The sequence below is a fragment of the Variovorax sp. W2I14 genome (assembly GCF_050435205.1).
Taxonomy (GTDB): Bacteria; Pseudomonadota; Gammaproteobacteria; order Burkholderiales; family Burkholderiaceae_C; genus Variovorax; species Variovorax paradoxus_C.
This window is the reverse complement of sequence record NZ_JBNDJX010000001.1, coordinates 1595873-1608870: the sequence shown is the minus strand read 5'-3', so window position 1 is coordinate 1608870 and position 12998 is coordinate 1595873. Positions and strand designations below refer to the sequence as shown.

At 68.5% G+C, this 12998-nt stretch carries 10 protein-coding genes; 4 read left to right on the top strand and 6 right to left on the bottom strand.

All coding sequences use genetic code 11. The features are described 5' to 3' along the window. Window positions 1–11 precede the first annotated feature (11 nt). The 4 genes from QF040_RS07585 (at window position 12) to QF040_RS07570 (ending at window position 5413) form a co-directional block, all read left to right on the top strand. On the top strand, window positions 12–3155 hold the full coding sequence (locus tag QF040_RS07585; protein WP_429610524.1) for an efflux RND transporter permease subunit: 3144 nt from the start codon (window positions 12–14) through the stop codon (window positions 3153–3155). 77 nt (window positions 3156–3232) lie between these two features. After that, entirely contained in the window at window positions 3233–3619 is a 387-nt protein-coding gene (locus QF040_RS07580) for a hypothetical protein (RefSeq protein ID WP_429610523.1), read from the top strand. 150 nt (window positions 3620–3769) lie between these two features. After that, complete coding sequence (locus QF040_RS07575) at window positions 3770–4327, top strand: hypothetical protein (protein ID WP_429610522.1); 558 nt, start codon at window positions 3770–3772, stop codon at window positions 4325–4327. Between the two features lie 30 nt (window positions 4328–4357). After that, window positions 4358–5413, top strand: a complete 1056-nt coding sequence (locus QF040_RS07570; RefSeq protein ID WP_429610521.1) for a DMT family transporter — start codon at window positions 4358–4360, stop codon at window positions 5411–5413. A gap of 8 nt (window positions 5414–5421) precedes the next feature. On the opposite strand, the gene QF040_RS07565 is transcribed toward QF040_RS07570, so the two are convergent. The 6 genes from QF040_RS07565 to QF040_RS07540 form a co-directional block, all read right to left on the bottom strand. Then, complete coding sequence (locus tag QF040_RS07565) at window positions 5422–6684, bottom strand: MFS transporter (protein ID WP_429610520.1); 1263 nt, start codon at window positions 6682–6684, stop codon at window positions 5422–5424. Next, on the bottom strand, window positions 6681–7634 hold the full coding sequence (locus tag QF040_RS07560) for a Fe-Mn family superoxide dismutase (protein ID WP_429610519.1): 954 nt from the start codon (window positions 7632–7634) through the stop codon (window positions 6681–6683). The genes QF040_RS07565 and QF040_RS07560 overlap by 4 nt, the downstream gene beginning before the upstream one ends. A 10-nt stretch (window positions 7635–7644) precedes the next feature. Next, entirely contained in the window at window positions 7645–9030 is a 1386-nt protein-coding gene (chrA, locus tag QF040_RS07555) for a chromate efflux transporter (RefSeq protein ID WP_429610518.1), read from the bottom strand. A gap of 396 nt (window positions 9031–9426) precedes the next feature. Next, the gene (locus QF040_RS07550) at window positions 9427–10839 is read right to left on the bottom strand and encodes a DUF3526 domain-containing protein (protein ID WP_429610517.1); all 1413 of its coding nucleotides are present in this window, start codon (window positions 10837–10839) and stop codon (window positions 9427–9429) included. Continuing rightward, window positions 10836–12254, bottom strand: coding sequence for a DUF3526 domain-containing protein (locus QF040_RS07545; protein ID WP_429610516.1), 1419 nt, complete (start codon window positions 12252–12254; stop codon window positions 10836–10838). The genes QF040_RS07550 and QF040_RS07545 overlap by 4 nt, the downstream gene beginning before the upstream one ends. Beyond that, window positions 12251–12997, bottom strand: coding sequence for an ABC transporter ATP-binding protein (locus tag QF040_RS07540; protein ID WP_429610515.1), 747 nt, complete (start codon window positions 12995–12997; stop codon window positions 12251–12253). The genes QF040_RS07545 and QF040_RS07540 overlap by 4 nt, the downstream gene beginning before the upstream one ends. Window position 12998: the final 1 nt, after the last annotated feature.

The window sequence follows — 12998 nt, the reverse complement described above, 5'->3', positions numbered from 1 at the left end:
AGCCGCTCCCCATGTTCAACTGGATCGTTCGAAACAGCCTGCACAACCGCCTGTTCGTGCTCGCGATTGCGCTGCTGCTGCTGGTCTATGGCGCCATCACCGCGTGGCGCACGCCGGTCGATGTGTTCCCCGACCTCAACAAGCCGCTGGTGACGGTGCTGACCGAGGCCGGCGGCATGGCGCCCGAGGAGGTCGAGCAGCTCGTCACCTTCCCGCTGGAAACGGCGCTCAATGGCATGCCGGGCGTGACCCGCGTGCGCTCGACCTCGGGCGTGGGCCTGTCCATCGTCTACGCCGAGTTCGACTGGGGCACCGACGTGTACCGCAACCGCCAGCTCGTGGCCGAGCGCCTGGCGCAGGTGCGCGAGCAATTGCCGACGGGCATTGCGCCGGTCATGGGCCCGGTCTCCTCGATCATGGGCGAGGTGATGCTGATCGCGCTGCCGTTGTCGACGGGCGACGGCAAGACCGCCGCCGACCCGATGCGGGCACGCGAGTACGCGGACTTCGTGCTGCGGCCGCGCCTGCTGTCGATCGCCGGCGTGTCGCAGGTGATCCCGATCGGCGGCGATGTGCGGCAGTTGCGCGTGGAGCCCGACACGGCGCGCATGGCTCAGTTCGGCATCTCGCTCACGCAGGTCGAGCAGGCGCTGCGCGGCTTCGCAGGCAACGCGGCTGGGGGCTTCATTGACCTCAACAGCCGCGAGTACCTGATCCGGCACGTCGCGCGCACGAACCGCGTTGAAGACCTTCAAGGTATCGCCGTGGCCTGGAAGGACGGCCGCGCCATCCTGCTGAGCCAGGTGGCCGAGGTGCGCTATGCAGCCGCAATGAAGCGCGGGGACGCCGGCTACAACGGCGCGCCCGCGGTGATCGTGAGCGTGCAGAAGCAGCCCGCGGCCGACACGGTGCAGCTCACCGGCGCCATCGAAGCCGCCCTGGGCGAATTGAAGCAGGGCCTGCCACCCGGCCTCGCGCCGCCCAAGGTGCTGTTCCGTCAGGCCGACTTCATCGAGTCGTCCATCGGCAACGTGAGCGAGGCGCTGCGCGACGGCGCGATCATGGTGGCCATCGTGCTGTTCGCGTTTTTGCTCTCGGCGCGCACCACGGTCATTTCGCTGGTGGCGATTCCGCTCTCGCTGGCGGTCACCGCGCTTGCGTTCAAGCTGCTCGGACAATCGATCAACGTAATGACGCTCGGCGGCCTCGCCATCGCCATTGGCGAACTGGTCGACGACGCGGTGGTCGACGTCGAGAACATCGTGCGCAGGCTCAAGCAGAACCGTGCGGCGGGCAACCCTCTGTCGACGATGGAAGTGGTGCGTCAGGCCAGCGTCGAGGTGCGCTCGGGCATCGTGTACGCCACGGTGATCGTCGTGCTGGTGTTCGTGCCGCTCTTCGCGCTGCCGGGCATCGAAGGCCGCTTGTTCTCGCCCTTGGGCATTGCCTACATCGTGTCCATCCTGGCCTCGATGCTCGTGTCGATAACCGTGACGCCGGTGCTGTGCCATTACCTGCTGCCGAAGATGAAGCGGCTGGACCATGGCGACAGCGCTCTGGTCGCGCGGCTGAAGCGCTGGGACGAAAAGGTGCTCGGCTGGTCGTTCGGACGCGCGAAGCTGCTGATCGTCATCGCGGCGCTGGCGGTCGCGGTGGCCGCTGCGAGCGTGCCGTTCTTTCCTCGCGCCTTCCTGCCGGCCTTCAACGAAGGCTCGCTGGTGCTGGGCATGGTGTTCAACCCCGGCACGGCGCTGGCCGAGGCCAACCGCATGGGCGCGTTGGCCGAGACGCTGATCGCCGAGGTGCCCGAGGTGACGCAGGTCGGCCGGCGCACCGGCCGCGCCGAACTCGACGAGCATGCCGAAGGCGTGCACTCGGCCGAGATCGACGTGGACCTGAAACGCTCTGCGCGCAGCCGCGAGGCGGTGATGGCGGACATCCGGGCGCGGCTTGCCGTGCTGCCCGCGCAGGTCGCGGTCGGCCAGCCAATCTCGCACCGGCTGGACCATCTGCTGTCAGGCGTTCGCGCCCAGATCGCGCTGAAGATCTTCGGCGACGACACCGACACGCTGCGCGGCCTGGGCGAACAGATGCGCCTGGGGCTCTCGGGCGTGCCGGGCCTGGTCGACCTGACGGTGGAAAAGCAGGTGCTGATCCCGCAGATCACCGTGCGCCTGGACCAGCGCAAGCTCGCCCAGACGGGCCTCTCGCCCGGCGAGGCGATCCGCATCCTGCAGGCGCTGACGGACGGCGCCCACGGTGCGGAGATCGTCGACGGCCCGCGGCGCTACGACCTCGTGCTGCGCCTGCCCGACGGCAAGCGCAGCCCGCAGGACCTGGCGGCGACGCTGATCGACACGCCCGCGGGGCGGCTCCCAGTGTCGGCCATCGCGACGGTCGAGGAAACCGATGGACCCAATCAGATCGGGCGCGAGAACGGCCGGCGGCGCATCGTGGTGTACGCGAACACCGACGGATCGGACATGGGCCGGGTGATCGCAGACATCCGCGCGGTGATCGCGAAGACCAACCTGCCACCGGGCACCTTCGTGAGCCTCGAAGGCCAGTTCCAGGCGCAGGAGCAGGCGGTGAAGCTCATCGTGGGCCTGTCGCTGATCTCGCTGGCGATGATCTTCCTGGTGCTGTACGCGCGCTACAAGTCCGCCGTGCTGGCCGGCATCATCATGGCCAACATCCCGCTCGCGCTCATCGGGAGCGTGGTGGCGATGTGGCTCACAGGGGTGAGTCTTTCCGTGGCGTCGATGGTGGGCTTCATCACGCTGGCGGGCATCGCCACGCGCAACGGCATCCTGAAGGTCAGCCACTACATCAACCTGTGCAGGTTCGAAGGGGAAACCTTTGGGCAGGCCATGGTCGTGCGCGGCTCGCTCGAGCGGCTGACGCCCGTGCTGATGACCGCGCTGGTCGCCGCCTTCGCACTCACGCCGCTGTTGCTGGCGGCCGATGCGCCGGGCAAGGAAATCCTGCATCCGGTCGCGGTCGTGATCTTCGGCGGCCTGGTCAGCTCGACGCTGCTCGACACGCTGCTGACGCCGGTTCTCTTCTGGCTTTTCGGGCGGCGCGCGACCGAACGCCTGCTCGAAGCACAGCCTGCCGAAGCCGGCATTCCGGCCGCGCCCCAGGAGGCGTACTGACGCAGTCCCCGTTCCCAAGGCCCCCTCGGCGCCGCCTCTCGAAGTGCGCCGAAAATGAACACAGGAACCCGATCATCATGAAACTCCAGGCATTCAAGAATCTTTGCGCTGCACTCGTGCTGTCCTTATCGGCCGTGGCCACCATGCCCGCGCTGGCCCATGGCGCCGCGCCGGCCCGCCACGGCGGTGTGGTGCAGACCGCGAGCGACATGTCTTTCGAACTCGTGCCTGCCGCCGACGGCGCGGCCCTCTACGTGGTCGATCACGACGACGACTACGACGTCAAGCAGATGAGCGGCAAGCTGACCGTTCTCAACGGCGCCGAGAAGTCGGAAGCCGAACTGAAGCCGGTAGGCGGCAACAAGCTGGAAGCCAAGGGCGTCAAGCTCGGCAAGGGCGCCAAGGTGGTTGCTGCGGTGACGGAGGGGCGCAAGACGACGACGGTCCGCTTCACGATCAAGTAGCACACAGCATCGTTGAGGGAATCCGCTCGCGCCCCACCTCGATACTGGTTTCGACTCTTCGCACTGCTGCGCCTGGCTACCTCTCCTAACCCTGTTGGTCATCAAGAGGGCAGACTGTTGCGTTGAGTTCTTGGCAACAAGGAGGCTTTTATGCAAATTCAAACAACGTTGATTGGGCTGGTCAGCGCGGCTGTGCTCGTTCTCGCATCGGGCGTGGCTTATGCCGACCCGGACAAAGACGAGTCGAGGGGGAAGGAAAGACGTGAGGGGCGTGGCGAGCACAAGTACGAATACAAAGACGGCGAACGCAAGTTCGAGCACAAGGACGGCAAGTACGAATACAAGGATCACAGGGGCAAGTACGAGCACAAGGATGGCGAGAAACGCTCACGTCGTGAAGGCGGCCGCACCTGGTTTCACGATCACGGCTATTCCAACCTGCGCATTCCCGACGGCCACTTGCCTCCACCCGGCGAGTGCCGGATCTGGTATCCCGGTAGACCTGCCGGCCACCAGCCGCCTCCTGGTCGATGTGGGGCGCTGAGCCGGCAGGTGCCTGCCGGCGCCTGGCTGATGCGCCGCCCTGATGCGGAGCCTCAATACGTCGACGTGAGCGTCTACGACCAGCGACGCCCGGGCATTGTGCTTGATGTGGGCATCTTCGATGCCCGAACTGGGGCACTCGTACGCATTGAAGGGGCGCGATAAGCGAGTGGCTTCACAACCCACCTTCCGGCTATGACTACGCGGCATCTCTCTCTGCCTGCGGTGAGGGGCGGATTGCTCGCGTTGCTCGCAGCGCTTCTCTTCGGGGTCAGCACGCCGCTCGTGCAGCATTTCGGCAAGGGCTTGGGCGCCTTCACGACCGCCGCCTTGCTCTATGCGGGCGCGGCGGCCGTCGGCCTGGGATCCCGTCAGCGGATAGAGCGGGAAGCGCGCGTGATGCGGAGCGACTTCCCGCGGCTCTTGTCGATGGCTGCCTTTGGTGCGGTGCTCGGACCCGTGGCGCTGGCCTGGGGTTTGCAACACACGAGCGGCACGAGCGCTTCGCTGATGCTGACGCTCGAAGCGCTGTTCACGGCAGTGCTCGCGCGGCTGCTGTACCAGGAGACGATGGACCGGCGCGTGTGGGGCGCCATGCTGCTCCTGCTGGCCGGCGGGGTGGCGCTGGTGCTGGACCAGGGACGCAGCGGCGGCACGCAGCTGTGGGGCATGCTCGCCGTGCTGGTTGCCACCGCCGCATGGGGGGCGGACAACACGCTCTCTCGCGCGCTGGCAGAGCGCGATCCAGGGCAGGTCGTGCTCGGAAAGGCTGCGATCGGGACCATGGCAACGACGCTGCTGGCATGGCTGTTCGGCGAGCCTTGGCCGACGCCAGGCGCCGCGCTGGTGCTGTTCGCCATCGGCGCGAGCGGCTATGGGGTGAGCCTGCGCTTCTACCTGCTCGCCCAGCGGGCCTTCGGTGCGGCGCGGACCGGGTCGGTCTTCGCTTTCGCGCCGTTCATCGGCGCTGCCTTTGCAATCGCACTGGGTGACCGCAGCGGCACGTGGGCAATGGCAGCCGGCGGCATCCTGATGATGCTGGGCGTGGCGCTGCACCTGGCGGAGTCGCACGGCCATGAGCACGCACATGAACCGTTGGAGCACGAGCACGCGCATCGCCACGATGATGGCCACCACGATCACACGCACGATGTGCTTCCCGTGGGATCGCACAGCCATCCTCATGTGCATGCGCCGGTTCGCCACGCGCATGGCCACGTTCCGGATGCCCATCACCAGCACATTCACTGACCTTGCGATCACTCCCCGTCGAGCCGATCGCGCCGCATGGCACGCCAGAGTGCGAGGTCGTAAGTGATCTTGAGAAGCCCGCAGGCGATGAGCGGCAATGAGATCCACCCAGCTGCGAACAGTGCGCCGCTGAGCGTCGGGCTGATCGCCGCGGCCAGGCTTCGCGGCACGGCGGTGAAGCTCGCCGCAGCGCTGCGCTCCGCAGGCGTCACGACCGCCATCACATAGGCCGTTCGCGTGGGCACATCCATCGACGACAGTGCGCTGCGGACCATCAGCAGGCCCAGCGCGAGCGGCAAGCTCGGCGCCAGCGCGGCCAGCACCAGGCAGACATTGGCCGGCAGGTGCGTGAAGACCATGGTGTTGAGCAACCCGATGCGCCGCGCGACCAACGGGGCGGCAAGCTGCGACGCCGCACCGAGAAGGCCGGTCCAGAAGAAGAACACGCCAGCCTGAGCCAGCGACAGGCCGAATCGCTCCAGCAGCCACAGCGACATCAGCGCGTTGACCGTCAGCCCGCCGGCAAACGCGTCGACGCTGAAGAGGGCCGCCAGCCGTACCACGACGCGGCGTGAAGGTCCGAGGGCTGCGGGCGCGACGGGCACGCTGTCGACGTTGCCGGTGCCCACATGGGCCGGCAGATTCCGGTAGAGCCAGAAGACGACCAGGCCGATCGCCGCGTAGATCACGAACATGCCGCGCAGGGCGTCCAGGCGCGCGAAGTCGCTGTGGCGAACCAGCCAGTCCGGCACCGCCGCAGCCAGTGCACCCAAGGCAGCGCACAGGGCGCCCAGAAGGCTGTAGCGGGCGAACAAGGCGGTCCGTGCATGGCCTTGTGCCGCCGCCGCCAGCCGCGCATGCTCAAGCGGAAGAAACACGCTCACATCGCCGGAACTGGGGTTGAGCGTGCCGACGAGCGCGACGACCAGCAAAGGCCAGAATGAGGACAAGCCTGCAAAGCCCAGACCGGTGGCCGCCATCAGCAGTGCGGCGCCGCGCAACAGTCGTCCCCCGGCGAAGCGATAGCCCCAGGCGCCGACCGCGAGCGTCGCAAGCGCGGAGCCCAGCATCGTCGCCGTGCTGACGATGCCCACCTCCAGCGTGCCGAGCCCGATCGACAGCAGGTAGGCCGGCAGCAGCACCGCCATGTATCCGTCGCCGAAGGCACGAACGCCTCGCGCGGCGAGCAGCGGCAGCGCGCCGGGATCGACACCGACGGGCAGCAGGCGCGCGAGACCCACGCGGGCAGGAGGCACGGCGGTGGCGCTCATCGGGCGTGCCCGGGTCGGCACGCCGCGCCAACGCTTTCCTGGCTCGCCGGCTTGGCCTGGAGCGGCCGGCCAGCGGCCTGCCAACCGTCGATGCCGCCGCGCAGGTAGCGCGCGTTCAGGCCTGCGGCGCGCAGCCGCATCGCGGTGCTGCGACCCACCTCGTGGCCGTAGACGCAATACACGATCCACTCGCGGTCGGGCGCCAATTCGCGGGCCCAACCGTCGACGAGAGACGGGTCGCGCCAGTGGGCGCCCGGGATCATCGTCTCTGCCCGGTCGAACACGCCGGCGCGGCGCACGTCGAGCAGCATCGATCCGGCCACTTCATCCTGCGTCGCGCCGAAGGATTCACTGGCGGCATGAACGGCATGCTGGTAGCGCTCGTACACCCGGGCCCAGTGGATGTTGTCCATGAATGCATCGACGTACGCGCCGGCCGCGGCGCCATGGTCCAGGTGGTAGGCATGCTCGTACATGTCCAGTGCGAGGATGGGCGTGCCGCCGGCGATTGCGTGGGTGTGGTCTGCAGCCCACTGGTTCACCAGAGTGCCTTCACGCGGCTGAAAGGTGAGCAGCACCCAGCCAGAGCCTCCGCCCAGGGCCTTGCCCATGGCGGTGAACTCGTCGCGCCACCGCTCCACGCTGCCGAAGCTGGCGGCCAGCGCGAGCGCCATGGCGGGTTCCATCGCCTGGGCATCGCCACCAAGGGACGCAAAGTACAGCTCGTGCAGCAGCATCGAGTTGGTGGCGATGAGCTCTTCCCGTTTCAGGCCGTTGAGCTGGAAGCCCGGCGTCGAAGTGAGCGGCATCGCGGCGAGTTGAGCGCGGATGGCGTTGAGGCGCTTCACCGCGCCGCCATAGTTGTTCTCGTGATGACTGCTCAGGAGCTTCGACGAGAGGCCGCGCAGTGCGGTCGAGTCGAAGGGCAGCGGTCGGGTTTGCAGGTCCATGGCAGCTCCTTCAACGCGACAGCAAGGGAAGAATGAATGTGACTGCCAAACCGATGGCCGCGCAGGCACCGAGCAGCGGCATCACGCCGATCTTGAGGCGGAACAAGGCGATGGCCGCCGCGACGGCGATCAGCGCCGACACGGCGTCGAAGCGGCCGCCGAAGCCCTGCGGCCAGAGCACGTGGTACGCGAAGAAAAGCGCCAGATTCAGGATCACGCCTACCACCGCCGCGGTGATCGCCGACAGCGGCGCGGTGAAGCCCAGCTTGCCGTGGGTGGCCTCGATGGCGGGCCCGCCGGCGAGGATGAAGATGAACGAGGGCAGGAAGGTGAAGAAGGTCACGACGGTTGCGGCCAGCGCCCCCGCCAGGAACAACGAATCCGGCCCCAGCACCTGTTTCAGCCATCCGCCGACAAAGCCGACGAAGGCCACGACCATGATGAGCGGACCCGGCGTCGTCTCGCCCAGGGCCAGGCCATCGATCATCTGCGCGCCCGACAGCCACTGGTGGTTCTCGACGGCACCCTGGTAGACGTAGGGCAGCACGGCATAGGCGCCGCCGAAGGTCAGCAATGCCGCCTTGGTGAAGAACCAGCCCATCTGCGTGAGCGTGCCCTGCAGTCCCTGCGTGGCGACGAGCACGCCCATGGCGAGCAGCCAGAGGCCCAGGCCGATCGCGAGGATCTTGACGAGGTGCGAGCGCGAGAAGCGCGCGTGCGGCGGCGCCGGCGTGTCGTCGTCGATCAGCGCCGGACCGTAGCTTTGACTGGCACTGCCATGTCCGCCGCCGAGTGCGAAAACCCCGGGCGCCCAGCGCGCCCCGAAGTGACCGATCAGGCCGGCTGCCAGCACGATCGCCGGAAACGGCGTGTCGAACGCGAAGATCGCAACGAACGCGGCGGCGGCAATGCCCCACATCCACCGGTTCTTCAGCGCGCGGCTGCCGATGCGGTGCGCCGCGTGCAGCACCAGTGCGGTGACGGCCGGCTTGATGCCGTAGAAGATGCCGGCCACCACCGGCACATGGCCGAAGCGCAGGTAGATCCACGACAGCGCGATCAGGATGAACAGCGAAGGCAGCACGAACAGCGCACCGGCCACGATGCCACCCCGCGTGCGGTGCATGAGCCAGCCGATGTAGGTGGCGAGCTGCTGGGCCTCGGGACCGGGCAGCAGCATGCAGAAGTTCAGCGCATGAAGAAAGCGCTTCTCGCTGATCCAGCGCCGCCGCTCGACCAGCTCGGCATGCATGATCGCGATCTGCCCGGCGGGTCCGCCGAAGCTGATGAAGCCGAGCTTGAGCCAGAAGCGCAGGGCTTCTGTGAAGGAAACGGGCTGGGGGGGCGCAGAAAGCGCGGGGGATGCGGAAGGTGCGTCAGGCAAGGCGGTGTCCACGGATAGCTCCGTTATGAGTCACCAGCGCTTGGACGGGACACCGTCTAACTTTGCAGACCGGGAGGCTGTTTTCCCGATGCCTTTATCGTAGCACTGCTTGAATCTGTCGCCCTTCGGGGGGAAAAGATCGGCTCTGACCTGTAAGGACGGAAAATGCATGCGCTTGAATGAGCGAACGCTTTCGGCCGCGTAGCAGTCGTTCCTACGGGAAACCCCCCACGGCAAGAATGGGCCCCTGAACTGCCGGTCATGGTTTCCCAAAGCGGTCATCGCGTTCAACTGAAAATCGCCGCATCGGTCAGCAATCGACATTGCTGTTCTCAATCATCATCGGGCCGCTGATGACGCCGGATCTGGACATCACCGGCAATCTCTATCCAGTGGCGGCTGTGATCTTCATGTACGCAGCCGCCGCGTGAGGCGTCGCGATCGCGGGCACACCAGCAGCAGCGCCAGGCCCGCGACTGCCAGCGCAGCCAGCGCCGCGGCATGGCGCCAGGTCTTGGACGACGCGGGCGTCTGCACGGTGAACACCGGCACGTTCGCGTAGTCCAGCGCGGTCATGCCGCGGTAGCTCATGATCCGCGGCACGAAGAAGTCGCGCCAGGCATCTTCGTGCAGATTCACCGCCTGCACATGGCGTGCGTAGCGCCCGGCATCGATGCCCACCAGCCGGTCCGCGGTCATCTCGAGCGCGAGGCCGGGGCTGAGCCAGGACCAGCGCTCGACGAAGGCATAGCGCCGCGCACGTGCCTCGTCGAAAGCCGCCATCAGCGGACGGATCTCGCGATCCTGCGCGAGGTAGCGTGGCATGTAGGTGACCGGCCAGGTGTGGCTGGTGCGCGTGGCGGGGCGGTCCGACGGATGCGCGGCATACCAGCCTTGCACCAACGCGTCCATCTGCGTCTCCGCACGCTGCTGCGCATGGCGCACATGGACGATCGCTTCGAGCCTCGAAGGCATGCGCGCCTGCCGGTCGGCCGCCCAGGCCAGCCCCACGGGCACCGCAAAACTGCTCAGCAGCCAGACCGAGAGCGCGCCCAGCACCGCAGCCGAAGAGGACACGCGCAGCAGGCAGAAGAAGCCCGCGAGCACCGTCCATGCCGCGACGAAGGCCGCCAACGTCGCGAGCCAAGCGGCGAGCGCCAAGGCAGTGGCTCCGGGGTCGAGCGCGAAGGCGATGGCCGAAGCCAGCGCGGCAACGCTCCATGCGGCGAGCGCGCGCCAGCCCAGCGCCGCGGCGAGCACGCGTCCGGGCCGCGGGCACTGCGCGACCACGAGCCGCCAGGTGCCGTCCTCGCGCGCCTGCTGGAGGAGGCCGCCGCACAGGCCGAGCAATGCAAGGGGCAGCAACAGCGCGATGCAAGTTGACAGGTCGGGCGTGCCCGATTCGCTGAACAGCGGGTTGTCGAAGCGCTCGCTCTTGCGGCTGTCGGTATGGCGGCTCTCCACCGTGGCGCGCAGGGTCGGTGCCAGCAACTCGAAGCCGCCGGTTCCCAGCGCAAGACCGCCCAGTGCGGGCAGCGCCGCCGGCGGCGCTTCGCCGCGCGCGAACTGAAAGGCGGCCATCACCGCGCGATCCTCGTTGCGCGGCGTGCGCGCGTCTTCCGCACGGGCCGCCTCGGCGGCACGCGCCCGCGCCGCGGACCACTCGCTGGCCAACTGATCGGTCTGAGCGCGCCATCCGCGCGCGTCCAACCCCGAAGACCAGGCCGCGGCGCCGAGCACGAACGACAGCAGGGCCAGCACCCACAGGCTTGTGCGCTCGCGGACCAGTCGACGCCATTCAGCAAGAAGAATCAGCCTCATGGCGCCAACCTCCGGGCGGAACCGAGGAGCAGCGCGATCGCCGCCGCCGCCCATGTGGTCAGCACAACGAGGTCCACCCAGGCATGGCGCAGCGCGAAGCCGATGCCCGGCGGCACATAGACAAAGGGCGGCACCGAGCGCCACAGCGCATCGCCGCCGTAGCGTGACTCGAAGGACGTCAGGCCGCGCGTGTTGTCGACGTCCCACTGGTCGATCGCGGCGTTGACGCGGCGCCGGTAGTTTTCTGCGGCCTCCTCGAAATGCCGCTGGTGCGCCAGGTCGGTCCCGGCCATCTTCATGGACAGCCCGCGCATCGCGACGGCAGGACTCAGGACGGCCGCCAGCCGCAGCACGTCTTCCTGCCGCTGGTAGCGCGTCCACAGGTCGCCGAAGTGCAGCGCATGCACCCGGTCGGCGTAGGCGTCGCGCGCCAGCCGGCGCAGCGGTGCGGCGCCAACGGGCAGGTCCTCGATCCGTGCCACGCCGTAGGTCTGCAGCAGCTGCGCATCGACGCGCCGGCCCCGCGCGGCAAGGTCGCCGTCGCCATCGAGGCCCTGCGCGTAGTCGTGCTGGATGGCGCGCCAGAAGGCTTCGGGCGAGGGCAGCGGCACCGCCTGCTGCGCCGCGGCCGCGCCCATGCGCGGCACCACGAAGACGAAGGCCACCCACAGCCCCAGCAGCACGAGGAGCGCCTGGCGGCTGCGCGAGGCGCGCGCCGACACCCACAGCACGAGGGCCGCCAGGCAGGCGCAATACGCCACCCCAGCGAGCGCCATCACCGCGGCGCGCGCCAGCGTGGCCATGTCGGCACCACTGCCGGCCGGCGCAAGCGCCAGCCCCGCCGCCATGGCCAGCGGCACGGCGGCACCGAAGACGGTCAGCAGTGCCGCGAACTTGGCCCACAGCAGCTTGCGCGCATCGACGCCTGCGCCATGCAGCATGCGCAAGGTGCCGCTCTCGCGCTCCTGGCTCACGGCGTTGAAGCCGAACGCGATGATCAGCAAGGGGAGTAGCGCAATCAGCACGAAGGCCGGCGTGAACCCGCCCCAGCGCACCGACGGCAGCTCGTCGGCGGCCGGGCGAAAGCGCGTCATGTTGCGCCGGTGCGGCTCCAGCCACAGCGCCTGCCCGACGTACGCGTCCAGACCGGGGTCGACCCCGGCCAGCGCCGATTCAGGCCGGAACACGTAGTGCCCGAAATGGGCGCCGCGGTGCGGGTGCTTGTCGCCCTGCGTGTCCCATTGCTGGCGCGCGGCCGCCGCGACCTGCGCCTTCTCGTCGGCCAGCAACCGGTGCTGGCGGGCGGTGACGGCCAGCACGCCAGCGAGCAGCAGGGCGAGCGCCAGCGCGAGCACGGCAAAGCGCCGGTCCCGCACGATCGCGCGCCATTCCTTTCGCAGGGCGACGCCGATCATGCGGCCTCTCCCACCGCGGACTCTCGCGCATGGGCCAGATAGACCCGCTCGAGCGCTTCGTGCGTCACGGCATGCGCATCGAACTCGGCCACCAGGCGCCCGGCGCGCAGGATGCCGATGCGGTCGGCCACCTGCCTGGCATTGAAGAGGTCATGCGTGGCCATCAGCACCGCCATGCCCGCCTGCGCCGCGGCGCGGATGCGTTGCGCGAAGTCGTTGGCCGCGGCCGGGTCCAGGCCCGAAGTCGGCTCATCGAGCAGCATCGCCTTGGCGTGCTTGGCATGGGCAATGGCCAGCCCGACCTTCTGCCGCATGCCCTTGGAGTAGGTGCCGGTTCGTGCGTTGTGCGACGCGGCCTGCAGGCCGGCGCGCAGCAGCAGGTCGCGGGCGGCCGACTCGGCCATGCGAATGCCCGCCAGGGCGCAGAAGTACTGCAGATTCTCGATGCCGTTCAGGTAGGGATAGAGCGCGACGTTCTCCGGCAGGTAGGCCAGGCGGGCACGCGCGGCGGCGCCGTCCCTCGCCGGCGAGAGGCCGTCGACCCGCACATCGCCCGCGGCCGGCGCGACGAAGCCCAGCAGCACGTCGAGCGTGGTGGTCTTGCCGGCGCCATTGCCGCCGAGCAGTGCATAGACTTCGCCGGCCGCCACCGACAGGTCGAGGCCGTCGATGGTGGTGCGCGCGCCGCGCCGCACCACGAGGCCGCGGATCGCAAGGGTCGGGTGATCCTGATGGTCCTGCATG

Bases quoted from the DNA above. Each gene is read 5' to 3' on its own strand.
- QF040_RS07585 (WP_429610524.1), top strand. From the start codon at position 12: ATGTTCAACTGGATCGTTCGAAACAGCCTGCACAACCGCCTGTTCGTG.
- QF040_RS07580 (WP_429610523.1), top strand. From the start codon at position 3,233: ATGAAACTCCAGGCATTCAAGAATCTTTGCGCTGCACTCGTGCTGTCC.
- QF040_RS07575 (WP_429610522.1), top strand. From the start codon at position 3,770: ATGCAAATTCAAACAACGTTGATTGGGCTGGTCAGCGCGGCTGTGCTC.
- QF040_RS07570 (WP_429610521.1), top strand. From the start codon at position 4,358: ATGACTACGCGGCATCTCTCTCTGCCTGCGGTGAGGGGCGGATTGCTC.
- QF040_RS07565 (WP_429610520.1), bottom strand. From the start codon at position 6,684: ATGAGCGCCACCGCCGTGCCTCCTGCCCGCGTGGGTCTCGCGCGCCTG.
- QF040_RS07560 (WP_429610519.1), bottom strand. From the start codon at position 7,634: ATGGACCTGCAAACCCGACCGCTGCCCTTCGACTCGACCGCACTGCGC.
- QF040_RS07550 (WP_429610517.1), bottom strand. From the start codon at position 10,839: ATGAGGCTGATTCTTCTTGCTGAATGGCGTCGACTGGTCCGCGAGCGC.
- QF040_RS07545 (WP_429610516.1), bottom strand. From the start codon at position 12,254: ATGATCGGCGTCGCCCTGCGAAAGGAATGGCGCGCGATCGTGCGGGAC.
- QF040_RS07540 (WP_429610515.1), bottom strand. From the start codon at position 12,997: ATGCAGGACCATCAGGATCACCCGACCCTTGCGATCCGCGGCCTCGTG.